Source organism: Varibaculum sp. GTC20041, assembly GCF_055387755.1.
Genome location: NZ_AP041144.1, coordinates 1,144,076 through 1,161,721, shown reverse-complemented (window position 1 = coordinate 1,161,721; position 17,646 = coordinate 1,144,076). Strand labels below are relative to the sequence as shown.

Here is a 17,646-nt window from a genome sequence, read left to right as displayed (position 1 = left end):
GTAGCTAGATTCGCCGGCGGCAAAATTTTACGGGCATTACGGGCATTAGTTTTGCAATGCGTTGATCCTCAATAGACACTTAGGCTATGGCTTTTCCTCGAAACCGCATGGTAAACGCAGCTCTCCAAGGGCAGGATTTGGCGATCTTCTCCTCGAAAGAAGACGTGGAAGAAGCCATTAATTACTTAAAATCTAAAGATTTCCCATTGCAGCAACTTCTGGTACAAGAGCGCGGGCTAACTCGCTCCAATCAAGTAGTTGGGATTGTTACCTGGCCGAAGGCTCTCCTCGCTGGTTTTTCTCGCGGCCTGATGATGGGAATTTTCTTTGCGCTACTATTTGTGCTTTGGAAACCTTCCTGGGCGGTTTTTGCGCCCCTAGTGATCGCAGCTTTCGCCCTTCTGACCGCAATTGAGCGTCTAGTTGCCTGGGCGCTGCGCTCTTCGAGTACGGGCTACCCGATTGCCTATGCCTCCTCCCTTACCGGACAAGAGCACGTACTCATGACCGCCGCTGATTACTATATTGCCCGGCGTCACCTCCTGGACGATTCCCGCTTCCAAGCGGCCGTGGTGGAACAGGATGCCCCTAGTAGCGTCGATGATGGGCCTACCCAGTTCGGATCCCGCCTGGACGAGCGTCCTCGTTTCGGGGTTCGCCTAAGTCCCAAGGCACGCAAGCAACTGCGGGCACAGCAAACACAGGTAAACGAGCAGCGCCCCGCCACTGGCTCAGGTAGCCCTGAGGTAGCAGCTGCGCAAACTTCTACCCCGGATACGAAAGACCTATCCGGGCAGCCGACTCAGGGGCAAACCGGGCAGGCGGAACCCGAAAACAGTGAGCTAAACGACGCTCATTAGCACTGGTAGTTGCCTCAGGGGTATATTTAAGGAAGTTCCGGCGCTGCGACCCTAATCCCGCCGGTTTTTTCATGCGCGAGTTAACGCTCGGAACCAAATAAGGAGGCGCGGATGAAGGTTCGCCAGGATTTGCGAAATGTGGCAATCGTTGCCCACGTAGACCACGGAAAAACTACCTTAGTAGACAAAATGCTCTGGGAATCGGGTGCCTTCGGTGACCATGCCAGCGTAGAAAAAACCGGCGAACGGGTGATGGATTCTGGCGACTTGGAACGGGAAAAAGGGATCACTATCCTCGCGAAAAACACCGCCGTGCATTATGCGGGTAAAGCAGCGCAAAATGTGGGAGTCAGCGAAGGAATCACTATTAACGTGATCGATACCCCCGGGCACGCTGATTTCGGGGGAGAAGTAGAGCGCGCCCTCTCGATGGTTGATGGGGTAGTACTGCTGGTAGATGCCGCCGAAGGGCCTCTGCCGCAAACCCGGTTTGTACTGCGCAAGGCGCTTGCCGCCCGTCTGCCGGTGATCGTGGTAATTAATAAGGTTGACCGCCCAGATTCTCGGATAGAAGAAGTAGAAGCCGAAACCGTTGACCTGTTATTGTCTTTAGCACAAGACCTGGTTGACGAGGGCGAAGAAGTAGATTTAGATTCCTTGCTGGACGTTCCGGTGTTGTATTGTTCGGCAAAAGCAGGCTGCTGTTCCTGGGAAAAACCAGCTCGCGGGCAGCTGCCAGGAAGTGACCTCCACGATCTATTCGATGCCATTATTAACCGGATTCCCGGGCCGGAATACGACCCGGATGCTCCTTTGGCTGCTCATGTGACTAACTTGGATTCTTCGCCCTTCCTAGGACGCCTGGCCTTGCTGCGGATTCATAACGGTACTTTGCGGCAAGGAGAACACGTAGGTTGGGCACGCCACGACGGTTCGATAACCGATGTGAAGCTAACTGAACTGCTAGCCACTTTTGGTTTGGAACGTAAAAGCGTTGAGGAAGCCCACGCGGGAGATATCGTGGCGGTAGCGGGCATTCCCGAAATCACCATTGGGGAATCCTTGGTGGATCTAGATAATCCGCAGCCTCTACCGCTGATAAAAGTAGATGACCCGGCTATCTCGATGACTATCGGTACCAACACTTCTCCGCTGGCAGGCCGGGTTAAAGGGCATAAGCTCACGGCGCGGCAAGTTAAAGATCGCCTAGATCGCGAACTCATCGGGAACGTGTCCTTGAAAGTACTGCCAACCGAACGTCCAGACGCTTGGGAAGTGCAAGGGCGGGGAGAACTGGCATTAGCGATTTTGATTGAGCAGATGCGCCGGGAAGGCTTCGAGCTCACTGCCGGTAAACCGCAGGTGGTAACCAAAGAGATTGACGGGAAAACCCATGAGCCGATGGAGCAAATGACCATCGATGTACCCGAAGACTACCTAGGTAAAGTCACCGAGTTAATGGCGGCGCGTAAAGGAAAACTCCAGACTATGTCGAATCATGGTACCGGCTGGGTGCGCCTGATTTTCCGGGTACCGGCTCGCGGTCTGATTTCCTTCCGTTCCAAGTTCCTAACCGAGACTCGCGGCTCGGGGATTGCTTCTTCTATTGCTGACGGTTATGCCCCTTGGCAAGGCACAATTACCCGCCGTCAGAGCGGTTCTCTGGTGTCAGATCGTGCCGGAAAATCAACCCCCTATGCCCTGATTCAGCTGCAAGAACGGGGCAGTTTTATTATTCAACCCGGCAGCGAAGTCTATGAGGGGCAAGTAGTAGCAGAAAATCCACGCGGAGAGGATATGGATGTCAATATCACTCGCGAAAAGAAGCAAACCAATATGCGCTCTTCTACTGCCGATGCCTTCGAAGGGTTAGTACCTCCTCGGGTACTGACTTTGGAGGAGTCTTTAGAATTTGCGGCCGAGGACGAATGCGTAGAAGTTACCCCCGAAGAGATCCGGATTCGCAAGGTGGTATTAAGTGCGCAGGATCGTTTCAAAATTGCCTCCCGCAGACGCCGTCAAGAACGCGGAGAATAGGTGATTTTTAAGTCATTCGGGGTGGCTAGATTTTTGGCGGGGGAGGAACCCGTTTCCCAGTGACCATTTTTTCTGCCGGCACCGTCACCGGCCCTTTGCGGGTTAAAATAGTGACGCTAGCAGGGCTTACGTCCATAACTTCCCCGAGAGCATCATAGAGTCCGTCTGCTTCTCGCCGGCGCAAAACTACCCGTTCGCCTACTTTCCAAGACAGCCAAGGCAGGCGCGGCGGCGGTTTCTGATTGCCCACAAACTTCATAGTGAGATACTAGCAATATCGGAACTTAAGGAGAATATATGACTTACGTAATCGCTGAACCCTGCGTAGATGTTAAGGATAAAGCCTGCGTCGATGAGTGTCCCGTAGATTGTATTTACGAGGGAAAGCGCACGCTTTATATTCACCCTGAAGAATGCGTAGATTGTGGGGCTTGCGAACCGGTATGCCCGGTTGAAGCCATTTTCTACGAAGATGACTTGCCGGAAGAATGGGCAGACTACTACCGCGCCAACGTAGACTTTTTCGAACTTAAGGGCTTGGGATCTCCGGGAGGAGCCTCCAGCGTGGGCGCCACCGGCTATGACGATCCTATGATCGAGAAGCTACCTGCCCGCGAGGAATAATCCCCGGGGTTGAGGGTGAGTTATCGGTTTTTACCTTTGGACGTGGCGGCTGGCGCCCAGGCGACTGTCATAGGGTGAATGCATGAGCAACAGTGATTTACCGCGTTCGCTAGACCTGCCAGTTTTTCCCTGGGATTTATTAACCCCCTACCGGGAAACTGCCGCCGCTTTCCCGGGGGGAGCCATAGATTTATCTATCGGAACCCCGATTGATGATTGTCCAGCTAGCGCGAAAGCGGCGCTGCAGGCGGGTGCGGATAGTCCGGGTTATCCCGCGGTTGTCGGTAGCATCCAGCTGCGGCGTGCCATTGTTGGCTGGGCACGCGAGCGGGGAATCGATTGCATTAAAGAGGACTCTTGTCTGCCGACGGTCGGGTCTAAAGAACTTATTGCCTCGCTTGGCTGGCAATTGGGGATAGGTAGGGGAGATAAGGTCTTATTTCCCGAAATTGCTTACCCTACTTACGATATTTGTGCCCGACTTGCCGGCGCCCAAGGGGTCGCGGTTTCCAATGATATTTCCACTTGGCCACGCGACGCCTCGTTGGTGTGGATAAATACTCCCGCGAATCCTACCGGTTGGGTGGCGACAAAGGACTGGCTGCGGGAAGTTGTTTCTTGGGCACGAGAAGTAGGCGCCGTGGTAGCTAGCGATGAGTGCTATAGCGAATTGACCTACGGGGGAGAAGGGCCGGCGCCCTCGTTGCTGCAAGAAGACGTCTGTGGGGGCAGCACCGAGAATCTGCTACTGGTTTACTCGGTATCAAAAGAATCAAATCTGGCCGGTTACCGGGCGGCTTTTGTGGCGGGGGATCAGGCTTTGATTTCAGCGCTGCTAGCGGTGCGCAAACACTGCGGACAGATAATGCCCTCTCCGGTACAGGCCGCCCTCACGCAGGTATTATCGGAACGCTCACATGTTAAGGAACAACTGGAGCGCTACGGGCGCCGGCGCAAAATGTTGGCGGCGGCGCTCGAACAGGCGGGTCTTAAAGTTGCTGAGGAATGCGAGGCCGGACTGTACCTGTGGGTTTTCGATCCCGCGGACAAAGCCGATGTAACTGGGGCGTTGCGGGCTCCTGGTAGCGGAGCAGATTGGCGTTTGCTAGATCGTATGGCGCATCTGGGGTTGATAGTAGCCCCGGAAAGTTTTTACAACGCTCGGCCAGGATCTCATGTGCGAATGGCTCTCTGCGTTAGCGATAACGAAATTCAGGAGACTGCCAAACGTTTAGTGAAATTTGCCTAAAAATGGTAAAGTCTTTAAAAAAGGTTGTATTCTTAAGGGTACTAAGTCCTATAGGGTGATAGTGGGAAGGCAATAAGTCTCCCTTTTAGGGAAGGTTATTAAAATGGCAGGAAATCAAAATAACACCCCAGAATCTAATGAGTCCGGTCGGCTACCGGGAGTGTTGGAAGTCGACGGTAAAACCATCGAGTTTCCACCCGTGCAAGCAACCTGTGGTGATCAAGGCATTGACGTTTCCAAGCTGCGTAATCAAACCGGATTAGTAGCCCTTGATCCGGGTTTTTCTACCACTGCGTCCTGCACCTCAAAAGTTACCTTCATTGACGGCGGGAAGGGGATTTTACGTTACCGGGGCTACCCGATTGACCAGCTGGCACATCACTCCAGTTTCCTGGAAGTTGCCTATTTGCTGATCAGGGGGGAACTACCTACGCCCTCGCAACTAGACGAGTTCGTACGCCGAGTAAAACGTCAACGCCTGCTGCATGAAGATTTTCGGGCATTCTTTACTGCCTTCCCCTCTAATGGGCACCCGATGGCGATTTTGCAAGGCGGCATTGCCGGGATGGCCACCTATTACGAAGAAACCTTCGCGGATGTACATGATCCGGAGCTGCAGGATATTCAAGCTGTGCAGTTGCTAGCGAAAGTGCCGACTATGATCTCGTATATCGCTAAGCGGGCGGCGGGTCTGCCACTGCTGTATCCCGATAATGAGCGTTCCTATGTAGAGGACTTTATTCGCTTGACCTTTGGTTTACCCTATCAGGCCTACGATATTGACCCGGCGATTATCCGAGCTCTGGAAGTACTCTTTATTTTGCATGCCGATCACGAACAAAACTGTTCCACTTCCACCGTGCGGTTGGTCGGTTCTTCTAACGCCAATATGTATGCCTCGGTTGCCGCCGGAGTGGGAGCCCTTTCTGGGCCGCTCCATGGCGGTGCAAACGAGGCCGTGTTGCGGATGTTGATCAATATTCGCGACAACGATCTTTCCATCCCCGAATTCGTAGAGAAAGTAAAGAATAAGGAAAAAGGGGTAAAGCTGATGGGCTTTGGCCACCGCGTCTATAAAAATTATGATCCCCGGGCGGCAATCGTGCGGGAACAGGCGCATAACGTTCTGGATCGGATGGGTAAAAACAATGACCTGTTCGACCTAGCTATGGAACTGGAAGAAGTTGCCCTTTCGGATGATTATTTTATCGAACGTAAACTCTATCCGAACGTTGACTTTTATACCGGTCTGATTTATTCCGCTATGGGCTTCCCCACCAAGATGTTTACCCCGCTATTTGCCCTTGGGCGCCTGCCGGGTTGGATTTCCCAATATATTGAAATGCTGCATGATCCCATGACCCGTATCGGGCGTCCGCGCCAGGTATACCAAGGCGAGCCGCAGCGTGACTATGTGCCGCTGCGGATGCGGGAAGCGAAAAAGTAACCCCTATTTGGCCAAAAAGCGGGTGAGGTCGTGGGAGCGCCTCACCCGTTTTATAGTTCGCCTATATGCTAGATTATGGTTCAGATTTAGGGTAGGAGGATTAATGGCCGAGAACACTGCATCGCTATCTGCAAACGAACTGGCATTTAACTCCGATCCACTTTCTCCGTCCCCAGCTATGCGTGCCGGGCGGATTCCTCGCCTGTCCAGCCTGGAGATTCTGCTATTTTCACTGTTAGGACTGGTAGCTTCTTGGCAGTTATGGCGAACCGAAATAATTCACCGCTCCCAGCCAGAACGGGGACTAGGCTGTTCGATAAATAATGTGGTGGATTGTCGGGGAGCCATGGATTCTGCGGCCGGGCATCTTCTTTTCGGGATCCCCAATTCCATTTTCGGGATGGTACTTTTTGCGATGCTCAGCGCAGCGGGAATCTACCTGCTGTGTGGAGGACGATTGCCTAAATGGGGATTGATGGTTTTTGTTATAGGAACCAGTGCCGGATTGGGAGCAGTGCTGTTCTTCCTTGTAACCTCGGTATTTCAGCTGCGTTCCCTGTGCCCATACTGCTTCTTAACCTGGCTGGCAACTATTTTTCTCGCTTGGCTATCCTATGCGCTTTGGGTGAGAACAGCGGCTAGTCCCACTCGCCCGTTAAAGGGCGCGCGCCGCATATTAGTAGGGTATTGGTGGTTAGGTGCGCTGCTGAGCGTAGCGGTAGTCGTTACGGTGCTATTTGCGGCGTTTGGTCTGCAGATTTTCCGTCTGTGACCTAAGGTTTAAAACGATGGACAGGAAATCAAGATCCGAGCAGACCGGGGACGAGACGGCAGCCTCGCGGGTAGTGCAAGACTATTTAAAGCGTCTTTTAGGAGCAACCGAATGGGGAGGAAATTCCCTATCAGTATCGGGATTGGCTCAAAAAATGGGGGTAGCGCCCTCGACTGCCTCTGAAAATGTCCGCCGTTTAGACAAGTTGGGGCTGATCACTCACGTTCCCTATCGGGGGATTACCCTTACTGAAAAAGGAGAAAAGTTAGCTTTAAAAATGGTGCGAAAACATCGCATCCTCGAGACCTATCTGCACCAGAAACTGGGGTACCCTTGGGACCTGGTTCACGCGGAAGCAGAAGAACTAGAACACGCCGCCTCCGATAAATTAATTGCGGCGATGGAACGGGCACTGGGCAGTCCTCAGGTGGATCCCCATGGCGATCCCATTCCCACCAGTGATGGGATCTTACCTAAAGTCTCGATGATGCCGCTAGGGCAAGCTCCCTTAAACATCCCGGTTACAGTTACCCGCATTAAAGATAGTCAGGCTGAATTGCTGCGCTTCTTAGAATCGGTAGGGGTAGTTCCCGGTTGTCAGTTGCTGCCTTTAGAGATTATTCCGGAAGCCGGAATAATGCGCCTAAAGGTAGCAGGACAAGAAATTACCTTGGGTAAACCGGCGGTAGCCGCAATTTGGGTTACTTCCTAAGTTGGAGCGCACGCACAGGTTTTAGCGTGCTAGCTAGTTACCGATAATTCTTAAGGTAGAGCCTTTATCTTTTGCGGCGATAACCTGAATCTGATCCGCGATTTCACCGCGTAACGTGTCCACGTGACTAATCAACCCCACAGTTCGCCCAGAAGTGGATGTGTTTTTTAGCGCTTCCATTACCAATTCGCGTTTACTGGTATCCAAAGTGCCAAAACCCTCGTCAATAAACATTGACGAGATTTCTATTCCTCCAGCTTCCGCAGTTACTACTTCGGAGAGTCCCAGAGCCAAAGAGAGGGAACAATAAAACAGCTCTCCGCCTGAGAGCGCCGATGTTTCACGGACCTTATCGGAAGAGTTATCGGTGACTGCCAGGGATAACGCCTGGTTACGGCGACGGGAAGATTCGGAGTCGCTACGGGAAAGCTGGTAGCGTCCTCCAGAAATTTTTCCTAAATGCGGATTGGCGGCACTTAAAACTTCTTCAAAACGATCCAAGAGCACCCAGGTAGCTAAGGGAGCACGCAGCGCGGAACCTTCTTCACCCCTAGCTAGATTTGCGAAGGCGATTAGGGTGGCAGAATCCTGGATCGATTCCAAATAATGGGCAGTAGCGGTTTGCAAGTCACTTACCGCGGCCTCCACCGCCTCTAATTGCTCTTGAACTTTCGCTAGTTCTGCCTGCTTCTGTCGGAGAATTTCTGCCTGGGCTCTGGCTTTTTCCGTCAAGGCTTCTAAATCTGGCAGCACAAATTCTGGGGCTCTCAGCTTTTGCATCCGGTCAGCCTTCAACTTTACCTGGTTGGTCTGAAATGCCTGATCCCAGGTCTGTACGACAGTTTTTAATTCTTGGTATTTGTCTGCTTCCAACAAGGCGGCTTGTGCCGCCTGAACATCCGGGAAGCGCGCCCCAAGTAAAGCTTTCTCTAAACGTTGGCGCGCTTGTGCGAGGTTCCCTAGGGCTTCCTTGGTACTGGTCAGGTTCTTTACCACTAAAGCCAGTTTCTTCTGGTCTTCACTAAGGCGGTTTTGCCGAGCCAAAAGGTTACTTGACTGCCCGGAAGCAGTAACTTCGGTGGTAATTTCACGGATCTGGTTCAGCGCGTTAACATACTTATTTTTTTCTAGGTTAGCCCCGTTAACCGAGGTTAGTGCTAAATCCCGATACTGTTGAGCCTGTTTTTCTATCTCTGCTAGCTGCCGCCGCACCGCTTTTAGCTCTTTTGCTTGCGCCTGCAGGTAGGCCACTCGGGCGTCAATTGCTTGTGCTTTTCCAGGCCAGCTTTGCCGTAAGTGTTTGATTTCATCCCGCAAACGGTCGCGTACTTTTCTTAGCTGTTCCTCTTTTTCTTTTAAAGTAGCCTCTGCGCCACTGAGCTCGTCTTTTTGTTTAGTTAACTCGGTGAGGGAGCGCTCCCTATTAGCGTTTCCCAGGGCAGGATCCGGATGCGAGAGGGATCCACAAACCGGGCAGGGAATGTCCGCTTCCAGGTGAGAAGCCAAAAGAATCGCCGAATCTACGAAAAAACCTTGCTCGTATTCGTCAGTCGCCGCTCGCCTCGTCTCCACCTCTTGTTTTAATGCGGGAAGTTTATTGACCTCGCTTTGAAAGCGTTTAAAATCCTGCAAAAAATGCTCGCGTTCTCCCTCGTAGTGACGTAATTGGAGCTGTTTTTGCCGGGCAGGCTCGAAACTGAGCTGTTCTTTTTCTAGGCGCAGCTGCCGGATTTGTAGCGTCTGCAGCTGTGGTGCTAACAGCGTTAACTCTTTGGCAGCCTGGGCGGCAGCTCGGGAATGCTCAATGTAGCCTTTACGAGCGTTTTTAGCGGCAACTTCTAGGGTGTGAAGTTTTTTCTGCCGTTCAATCAGTGGCGCCAGTAACCCCAACTCTTTAGAATTATCTTCCTGTTGCTTGGCTACCTTTGCGTTTAGGTTATCTAGGGAAGTTTCTGAGGTCGGTAGCGGGTAGGTATCAAAGGGCGCGGGGCAAGTCTGCAGCGCTGTTAGCAGTCGCGTCTTCGCGGTAGCTAAGTTTTCTTGATAGCGTAGTTTTTCTTTGATTTCGGAATCCACTAGTTTTGCGCGTTCGTGAAGCGCAATTTGTATTCGATTGGTCTCTATGCCTTGCTGGCGCTCTCGAAGCTCTTTATCTTCCGCCAATAGGCGAGTAAGTTCCTGGAAGTCCTCCCTGAGGGTTTTTGCTGCCTCTTTTTTCTCTAAGGCCGCCTGGTACTGGGTACCTGCGGTTTTTACCTGCTGGCTTTGGGTGGATAGCCACTGATTAGAGTGCGCGGCTGGCAACAGGTAGTAAGCTTCCCAAGATTTGATTAAATCTTCGTCTAAGACTTTCGGCAAATCCGAAAGCGTATCGCGTAAGGTGCCTAATTCGCTGTGGGAACTGCCCACCGATTGTGCCAGTTTATTCCAGTTATCAGCGAAAATCTCTAACTTGCTGACAATAGTTGTCGAGCCTGCTTGAGCATTAGTTTCCGCCTGCCGGGCGCGCTCGGTAAATTCCTTTTGCATCCGCTCAAAGACTTGGGTGCCAAAAATTTGTTGCAAAATCTCTTGGCGTTCATCTGAGGACGCTCTTAAGAAACGAGAAAAAGCCCCTTGAGGCAAAATTACGGTCTGCAAAAACTGGGATTTAGTTAGCGGCAGGATTCGGGTAGCTAACTCCTCATTTACGGTTCGCGGTTGCGAGGCAATCGCGTCGCCCGGATCAGCATCCTCACTGCTTAGGCGCCACAAGCTTGCCTGTGCTGGCTGCGAAGTTGTCCCCGATCCGCGTTGTTTAGGTCGCTCATATTTGGGGGTGCGCCAAATCCGGTAAAGCTGTCCGCGCGCCTCAAAATCTAGCTGCACCCAACTTATTTGGTCATCACCAGCATAATCAGAGCGCAGCCGGCTTTTTGAGGAGTTAGATTCCAAAGCCACGTCGTTATAGAGGGCAAATACAATGGCATCCAGAATGGTAGATTTTCCAGAACCGGTAGGGCCATGAATCAAAAACAGACCCGAGCCGGTACCCAGTTTGGTGAAATCAACAGTTTCTTTGCCGCCAAAAGAGCCTACGGCCTCGAAGCTAAGCTTTAAAATTCGCATTTAACTCTCCTCCCGCACCTGCTCATAAATCTCTTCTACCAGTTGATTTTCGCTTTCGGTTAGCTCTTTGCCGGCGCGCGCTTGCTTAAAGAAATCTTTGGCGAGTGCCGCGGGGCGGTAGCGATTGACCCGGAGGGAGCGGTGTTGCTCCTCCAAACTTGCCAGGGAAGTTTCATGCAAGATAGCTAAGGCTTTGGGAAAACGCCGTTTTAACTTGGTGACTAGATGGGCTGGACGCTGCGGGTCGGTCACCGTAATTTCGAGCCAATAGGAAGTGAAATCTTCATAGCGGGGGCTGGCCAGCAGGTTTTCAAAAGAATCTTTGATGCGGCCTACCGGTCGGAACACCGGGGTGGGAATTAACTGGGGATTCAGATCCGGGGCAGCAGTATCTAAGAGCACCAAAGATTTCGGGGTATGGCATTCCGAAAAAGAGAAAGTAATCGGGGAGCCACTATAGCGTCCTGCAGATCTGTCGGTATGTAGTTTTTGGGGCACATGTAAATGTCCCAACGCTAGATAATCGGGTGCCGCTAAATCGGAAGGTGATTCGGGATCGATTTGCCCGTAGCGTTCAAATAGTTGCAGGGGAACCGATTGCACAGTCCCGACGGTGATGTCCCGTTCGCTGTCACTGGCCGCGCCACCTACGGCAAAAGCGTGTGCCATTACCATAGTGTGGTCAACGGGAGGAAGATGGCGCTGCGCTTTCCCCACCCGGCGCATGGCCGCTGCTACTACTGCTTCATGCGAACGGGGCAAGCGCGGAAGAGAATCTTCTCCGTAGCCACCTGCTGCTTCTTCTTCCGCAGGTAGTGCCCCATCGTAAAGACTGGTACGCACCATATCCGGGTTGAGATAGGGCAGTCCCCAAACCCGTAAGGTTTCACCGGCGGCCGCGATTTCCACTGGGCGGGTAATATCTGCTAAAGAGGTACGCAAATATAGGTTCCCGTGCACATAGGGGGCTAAAAATCCCAGTCTTTCCGCAGAATCATGGTTGCCGGGAGTCAAAATCACTGCGGTTAACTTAGTTAGTTCTGCCAATGCCTGGGAAACAATCTCTAAAGATTCCAGCGAGGGAATCGCGCGATCAAAAATATCCCCAGATACCATCACTGCCTGGACTTTTTCCTCGCGCACCAGCTCAGTGAGGAAAGAAAAAAACTGGCGATGTGCCGCAGCTAAATCTTCCCCATAAAGAGTGCGACCCACATGCCAATCGGAGGTGTGGACTAACTTCATACCATCGATTTTACTTATTTACCGGCTAGGCATCGGGGATGTCAGGTGCGATATGTTTGAGCTAGTAAGACTTCCAGGAGGCAAACCGATGGAACCAGGTTCACTGTTTTCCCCGGGGCGACCGGCACTAATTGTCCCGTTGACCGGTACAAATCAAGTCGAACTGCGGGGGCAGATTTCTCGAATTCCCCAGGTCGCCGATCTGGTCGAGTGGCGATTGGATCTGCTCCGTGACTACCACAACCCCGCCTACTTGCGGGAAATTGTGGAGGCCGTGGCTCCGGTTATCAAACTCCCATGGCTAGCTACCTGCCGCAGCGTGGCACAGGGCGGAGGCTCGCGGATGGTTCCCACTCACCAGTTTGAAACTATGAAGATGCTGGTAAAAGCGGGAGCCAGCGCCCTCGATATTGAGGATGATTTTTCTTTGGCAACTGAGGCTTTAGCTTATGCCCGTGACCGGGGGGTCGTAAGCGTGTTTTCTCGGCATTATTTTGCGGCCGCAGAAGCCGAAAGTATGGATAGTGAAAGGATCTATAACTGGTTAGCTACCGCCCACGAACGCGGGGCGCAGGTAGCAAAACTTGCGCTCACGATCACGAGCGCCCGGCACCTGTTAGAAGTTTTCACCGCGATGGAAAACTATTATCGGGACACTGCTGGCCAGCGATTATTTCTGGTTGCGGGCATGGGGAAGATCGGTACCGCTAGCCGCCTAGTTGGTGGGGTATTTGGTAACTGTGCCACTTTCGCGGCGCTTGCGGGAGCAAATCCCAGCGCCCCGGGACAAGTAACTGCCTCCTTACAAGCAGAAGTACTATCTGCGCTCGGAAAGGAAGAATCATAAAATGAGGAACATTGGTGAGGACGTAGGGCTACTGTTAGAAATCGCAGACCAGGTAGACCGGTATACGCTCGCGCATTTTACCCAGCGTGACTATCAAGTGTATGAAAAAGCTGATCTGACCCCAGTATCTGATATTGATCGCGGAGCCGAACAGATGATTCGCCAAACGTTAGCGGCTGCCCGCCCTGATGACCTGATCTATGGGGAAGAATACGGGGGGAGCTCCGCCGAAGCCGCGCAAGCTCGCTGGATTATTGATCCCATCGACGGCACCAAAAATTTTGTACGGGGAGTACCTGTCTGGGCAACCCTAATCGGTTTGGAACTGGATGGAGAAATGGTGGCTTCGGTAGTTAGCGCTCCAGCTTTGGCTCGCCGCTGGTGGGCTGGTCGCGGCGTAGGGTCGTGGCGTTCCTTTAACAGTGGGGAACCACAGGCTAATCGAGTATCGAAAATAACGGATTTAAAAGAAGCTTCTTTTAGCTATTCCTCCCTGTCCGGGTGGGAAGAACGCGGCAAATTGCAGGCATTCTTGGAGCTGACTCGAAAAGTATGGCGCACCCGCGCCTACGGAGATTTTTATTCCTATATGTTAGTGGCCGAAGGGGTAGTTGACGCCGCGGCCGAACCGGAACTGGAGATCTACGATATGGCAGCGTTAGTGCCCATCGTTGAGCAAGCTGGAGGGTGTTTTACCTCGCTGGAAGGGGAAAAAGGATGCGTTGGTCGCAACGCCTTGGCGACTAACTCCCAGCTACATCAGCGGATTTTGGCTATGTTGGGAGGCAAGTAGACGGCGGAAGGATTCTACCCGTCGCGCTTGCGCGGGATCGGTTTTTTCCAGCGCACTCAACTGGCAGCCCGGTGAAGACGCTAGGTGGCGGCAAAGTTTCGGACAGCCGGTGGCTACCTCCGCTAGATCGGGGAAGGCGGCCAGCAGATCCTCCTCGCTAATATGCGCTAAACCGAAAGAGCGAATCCCGGGAGTATCAATCAACCAGCCATCGTGGAAGGGGAGTGCCATTACCGAAGTAGAGGTGTGGCGACCGCGTCCGGTCACCTGGTTAACGTGTCCGGTGGAGCGTTCAGCCTGGGGGATCAGCTCATTCATCAGCGAAGATTTACCTACACCCGAGTGGCCAACCAGTACACTGACCCGCCCAGCCAGCATCTCGGCTACCTCATCGATTCCTTCTCCGCTCTCTATACTGGTTACCACGCTGGGAACCTGCAAAGGACCAAAAAGCTCTAGCAGCGGCTCTGGTGAGGTCAGATCGGATTTAGTAACCAGTAGTAACGGCTTGATTCCGGCGCAATAAGCGGCGACTAATAGCCGATCAATCATTCCCGGACGGGGCAGGGGATCGGCGCAGGCGGTAACAATTGCCATTTGATTAGCGTTGGCTACCATGGGTTTTTCTTTCGCCCCGGGACTATCTTCGGCGGAGCGGGTTAGTTCTGTTTTCCGCGGTAAAACCTCCACAATCCGCGCCAGAGAGCCACTATTTCCACTTAAATCCCCGGTGACCCGCACCTGATCCCCGACTACGATACCGTGCCTGCCTAGTGCCCGGGCTTTTACCCCCACTAGTTTGGTGTCTCCCATTTGTACGTGGATCCGACCGCGATCTACCGCGAACACAAAAGCGGTGGGACTGGCGGAATAATCTACCTGCTTTTTTGACCGGCGCGGTTTCGAACGGGCGGGACGAACTCTAACCCTGGGATCGTCGGTACCAATATCACGCCGCGCCATCAGCACCGGCCAACATGGCTTCCCAAGTCGCAGTAAAGTCCGGGAAAGTCTTACCTACGCACTCAATATCTTCAATTTGTACCCCGGGAACCTTCAAACCGATCAGAGCAGCAAACATAGCCATTCGATGATCACCATAGGTTTGCACTAAATCACCCTGTAAAGGTGCCGGAGAAATCCGGAGGGTAGTTTCACTGGCTTTAGCGTTACCCCCCAAGCGTTTAATTTCCGTTTCGAGGGCGTTTAAGCGGTCAGTCTCGTGTCCGCGCAAATGCCCGATCCCGGTCAGTTTTGAAGGCTCCACCGCTAAGGTACAAAGGGCAGCCAAGGTGGGAGTTAATTCGCCCACCGCTTCCAAATCACATTGGGTGCCACCGATTACCCCACTGCCTTGACAAACCAGACTGCCTTCTGGAGAGCGGTAAATCCGTGCTCCCATAGGAGTTAGCAGTTGGCGCCAGGCATCCCCAGCTTGAAAAGTCTTAGCAGGCCAATGCGGGATACTAACTAGTCCGCCACAAATCATGGCCGCGGCCAGGAACGGTCCGGCATTAGTTAAATCGGGCTCGATATGGCGCTCGCCTCCCCGTAAGCGAGCAGGCCGACAGCGCCACAGATGACGAATCTGGCGAGTATTCCAATCACCGGTTTCTCCACCCAGGTTTTCAATCTGCCCGCCACAGGCGTTTACTTCCGCTACTGTCATTTCCACGTGGCGAATAGAAGGTAAAACCGAGTCAACCTCTATCTGGAGTTCGAAGGGTAGTGCTGGGGAGACTAATAGGAGGGCAGAAACATATTGGGAAGAAGCAGAAGCATCTATCTTTAGCTGTTGCAGTTGCTCAGTGGCATTAAGCTGACCGCTAATAGTGAAAGGTAACTGTCCCGGGTTTGGCATATCGCTAAATGTGGCACCCAGTTTAGTTAAAGCATCTAACAGACCCTTCATAGGACGAGCGCTGGCAGCTACATCGCCTTGAAAACGTACCGGCTGCCCGCTCAGCAGCGCTACCGGCGCTAAGAACCGCATTACCGTTCCTGCCAGACCGCACTCGATAACCCCAGTTTGGGGAGATAAATGTGCCGGGGGAGTAATTAGGAGTCCTTCCGCTTGCTTTTCCACCTGGGCACCAAACTCTTGGATACCGGCAATCATCAACTGGGTATCCCGGCAGCGTAGCGGATTGGTGATTAAAGTTGGTTCTTCCGCTAGCAGTGCTAACACTAAGGCGCGGGCAGTTAAAGATTTAGAGGGCGGAAGCGAGATTACCGCATTCAGCGGGGTACTTTTAACGGGGGCGTTCCAGACAGTCAATACTTAGTCCTGTCTAGTGGGAAACACTTCGGAGGTTAGACCGGCATGGAGCGCTAAACCTTGCGCAATTCGTAAAGCATCAACTTTGCCTGGTTGCCAGCCATTGACAATCGTAGCGGCTCCGTTAGCTAGCACCAAAGCACTAGTTGCTAGGGGAGAACGACGAGTGGTAGCCATCCGCAAAGCCAAAACGGCAACGGCCGCGCCGCAAACTTTCGCAATAGTTTTCACATCGTTTTTGGTTAGAGGAGGAAAACCGTTCTTTTCCATTAGCTCTAGGTGATGTTGGGCTAAGTGTGCATGCTTATCACTGTTACGGATCGCGTCGATCCCCTCAATCATCAAAGGCGCTGCTATAAGCGCGCGAGAAAGTGCATACCTTTTAGCCATGCTTCTATTCTTACCTAAGCTGCTGGCTATTTCTAGCTTCTGGGAGCTTAATTACCCAAAGTAGGGTTGCTGAAACCAAGCTAGAATGGAATCAATGGAAACTGAAATCCTAGAGGCAGAGCGGGCAGGCACGGCGGCGCCCCCTAAAACGGTAGCGCTTGAGCGCGGGCATAGGCCTGCCGGCGAGGACGGGAAAGGATCTGTGTCGGATCCCTTAGCTACCGGTGATAATAATGTGCGCCTTTCGGACCGTTTCAGCAAAGAAGCCCTACCGTTACTAGATCAACTTTATGCAGGAGCGCTGCGACTTACTCGTAAACCGGCAGATGCGGAAGACCTGGTTCAAGACACCTATATGCAGGCTTTTCGTAAGTTTAACCAGTACCAACCAGGTACCAATCTCAAAGCCTGGATGTACCGGATTATGACTAATACCTTTATAAACCAGTACCGTTTAAAAACCCGGCGTCCCCAAGAACAGGGATCTGGAGAAATAACTGATCAAGCCCAGGTAGCGCAATCACTGCATCATGGAGAGGGAATGCCCTCTGCCGAGACTACCGCTTTGGAACGCCTTCCGAATGAAACTATCCAGGCTGCCTTTGAAAAACTTTCGGATGAGCATCGAGCGGTAGTATACCTGGCGGATGTGGAACAGTTCAGCTATAAGGAAATATCGCAGATTCTGGGAATCCCCCTAGGTACTGTAATGTCTAGGCTTCATCGAGGGCGCAGCCAACTTAGAGAGGAACTATCAGAATATGCCCGCGAGTACGGAATCGGGGTGAAGTAATGAACGAGCAACCATGTGGGCGTGATCCCTTTAGACATGCCACGGAGGAGTGTCGCGAACTTAGTGAGGATGAGGCACGCCATATTGCTGAATGCCCTTGTTGTCGGAAAATCCTAGAGGGCGAAGCTGCCGGAATCTCCTTGTCTTTACGGCGCTGCCTATGTCACGGAACCGTGGCTCCTTCGACCTTACGGACTCGGATAGTGCAGGCGCTGGCGGTATCTATGCAAACAGATGGGATGCAGCTTACCTATGAAGAACAACGTTACCAAGAAGATCAGACCTGAGATTGCCGAAATTAATGGTTACTTAGGTCAAATATTTTTTCGCCAGCATTTTCAGTTTTAGAAAACGTGGGATTATATGTAAAACTAGGGACGTTGTTTATTTATTGGGAAGGTGTAAAAGATGTCTAAACGTGGACGTAAACGCAAAAGCCGCCGTACCAGTGCCGCCAATCACGGCAAACGGCCTAACTGCTAAGAGCTTTA

At 52.4% G+C, this 17,646-nt stretch carries 18 protein-coding genes; 12 read left to right on the top strand and 6 right to left on the bottom strand.

Going from position 1 to position 17,646, the window contains the following annotated elements:
* The first annotated feature begins 86 nt into the window (after positions 1–86).
* Together ACZ5BI_RS04980 and typA are read left to right on the top strand one after the other, a co-directional pair.
* Positions 87–860, top strand: a complete 774-nt coding sequence (locus tag ACZ5BI_RS04980) for a general stress protein (protein WP_464895756.1) — start codon at positions 87–89, stop codon at positions 858–860.
* Between the two features lie 111 nt (positions 861–971).
* Positions 972–2,897: a translational GTPase TypA gene (gene typA / locus ACZ5BI_RS04975; protein ID WP_024058739.1), complete on the top strand. Its 1,926-nt coding sequence runs from the start codon at positions 972–974 to the stop codon at positions 2,895–2,897.
* A gap of 25 nt (positions 2,898–2,922) precedes the next feature.
* Here typA and ACZ5BI_RS04970 read toward each other — a convergent pair whose 3' ends face one another.
* Complete coding sequence (locus tag ACZ5BI_RS04970; protein WP_024058740.1) at positions 2,923–3,156, bottom strand: hypothetical protein; 234 nt, start codon at positions 3,154–3,156, stop codon at positions 2,923–2,925.
* A 38-nt stretch (positions 3,157–3,194) separates the two neighbouring features.
* Between ACZ5BI_RS04970 and fdxA the strand changes: the two genes are divergently transcribed.
* The 5 genes from fdxA (at position 3,195) to ACZ5BI_RS04945 (ending at position 7,701) form a co-directional block, all read left to right on the top strand.
* Entirely contained in the window at positions 3,195–3,521 is a 327-nt protein-coding gene (fdxA, locus tag ACZ5BI_RS04965; RefSeq protein ID WP_316098442.1) for a ferredoxin, read from the top strand.
* An 82-nt stretch (positions 3,522–3,603) separates the two neighbouring features.
* A complete protein-coding gene (gene dapC, locus ACZ5BI_RS04960; RefSeq protein ID WP_464895755.1) occupies positions 3,604–4,770 on the top strand; it encodes a succinyldiaminopimelate transaminase in 1,167 nt (388 codons plus the stop codon).
* A 103-nt stretch (positions 4,771–4,873) separates the two neighbouring features.
* Entirely contained in the window at positions 4,874–6,217 is a 1,344-nt protein-coding gene (locus tag ACZ5BI_RS04955; protein WP_316098444.1) for a citrate synthase, read from the top strand.
* A gap of 103 nt (positions 6,218–6,320) precedes the next feature.
* Positions 6,321–6,989, top strand: a complete 669-nt coding sequence (locus ACZ5BI_RS04950) for a vitamin K epoxide reductase family protein (RefSeq protein ID WP_278605469.1) — start codon at positions 6,321–6,323, stop codon at positions 6,987–6,989.
* Positions 6,990–7,005: 16 nt separating this feature from the next.
* On the top strand, positions 7,006–7,701 hold the full coding sequence (locus ACZ5BI_RS04945; protein ID WP_464895754.1) for a metal-dependent transcriptional regulator: 696 nt from the start codon (positions 7,006–7,008) through the stop codon (positions 7,699–7,701).
* Positions 7,702–7,734: 33 nt separating this feature from the next.
* On the opposite strand, the gene ACZ5BI_RS04940 is transcribed toward ACZ5BI_RS04945, so the two are convergent.
* Positions 7,735–10,809 (bottom strand): AAA family ATPase, encoded by a 3,075-nt coding sequence (locus ACZ5BI_RS04940; RefSeq protein ID WP_464895753.1) that lies wholly within the window; start codon positions 10,807–10,809, stop codon positions 7,735–7,737.
* Positions 10,810–12,054, bottom strand: coding sequence for an exonuclease SbcCD subunit D (locus ACZ5BI_RS04935; protein ID WP_278619648.1), 1,245 nt, complete (start codon positions 12,052–12,054; stop codon positions 10,810–10,812).
* Between the two features lie 88 nt (positions 12,055–12,142).
* Between ACZ5BI_RS04935 and ACZ5BI_RS04930 the strand changes: the two genes are divergently transcribed.
* A complete protein-coding gene (locus ACZ5BI_RS04930) occupies positions 12,143–12,901 on the top strand; it encodes a type I 3-dehydroquinate dehydratase (protein ID WP_464895752.1) in 759 nt (252 codons plus the stop codon).
* 1 nt (position 12,902) lies between these two features.
* Positions 12,903–13,694 carry a histidinol-phosphatase gene (gene hisN / locus ACZ5BI_RS04925; protein WP_278605474.1) on the top strand — a complete coding sequence of 264 codons (792 nt, stop codon included), beginning with the start codon at positions 12,903–12,905 and terminating at the stop codon, positions 13,692–13,694.
* On the opposite strand, the gene rsgA is transcribed toward hisN, so the two are convergent.
* From rsgA to ACZ5BI_RS04910, 3 genes are read right to left on the bottom strand one after another with little or no spacing between them, the layout of a single operon-like run.
* The gene (gene rsgA / locus ACZ5BI_RS04920; protein ID WP_024058749.1) at positions 13,656–14,657 is read right to left on the bottom strand and encodes a ribosome small subunit-dependent GTPase A; all 1,002 of its coding nucleotides are present in this window, start codon (positions 14,655–14,657) and stop codon (positions 13,656–13,658) included. The two genes, hisN and rsgA, sit on opposite strands and share 39 nt — an antisense overlap.
* Positions 14,644–15,972: a 3-phosphoshikimate 1-carboxyvinyltransferase gene (aroA, locus tag ACZ5BI_RS04915; RefSeq protein WP_278605475.1), complete on the bottom strand. Its 1,329-nt coding sequence runs from the start codon at positions 15,970–15,972 to the stop codon at positions 14,644–14,646. The genes rsgA and aroA overlap by 14 nt, the downstream gene beginning before the upstream one ends.
* A 3-nt stretch (positions 15,973–15,975) precedes the next feature.
* Complete coding sequence (locus ACZ5BI_RS04910; protein ID WP_038108941.1) at positions 15,976–16,362, bottom strand: hypothetical protein; 387 nt, start codon at positions 16,360–16,362, stop codon at positions 15,976–15,978.
* A gap of 94 nt (positions 16,363–16,456) precedes the next feature.
* Between ACZ5BI_RS04910 and ACZ5BI_RS04905 the strand changes: the two genes are divergently transcribed.
* The 3 genes from ACZ5BI_RS04905 to ACZ5BI_RS04895 all read left to right on the top strand — a co-directional run bounded on the left by ACZ5BI_RS04905 (position 16,457) and on the right by ACZ5BI_RS04895 (position 17,638).
* Entirely contained in the window at positions 16,457–17,155 is a 699-nt protein-coding gene (locus ACZ5BI_RS04905) for a sigma-70 family RNA polymerase sigma factor (RefSeq protein WP_278605477.1), read from the top strand.
* A complete protein-coding gene (locus tag ACZ5BI_RS04900) occupies positions 17,155–17,442 on the top strand; it encodes an anti-sigma factor (protein ID WP_278605478.1) in 288 nt (95 codons plus the stop codon). Before ACZ5BI_RS04905 ends, ACZ5BI_RS04900 begins: the two co-directional genes overlap by 1 nt.
* A gap of 121 nt (positions 17,443–17,563) precedes the next feature.
* Positions 17,564–17,638 carry a 50S ribosomal protein bL37 gene (locus ACZ5BI_RS04895; RefSeq protein WP_373277209.1) on the top strand — a complete coding sequence of 25 codons (75 nt, stop codon included), beginning with the start codon at positions 17,564–17,566 and terminating at the stop codon, positions 17,636–17,638.
* Positions 17,639–17,646 lie beyond the last annotated feature (8 nt).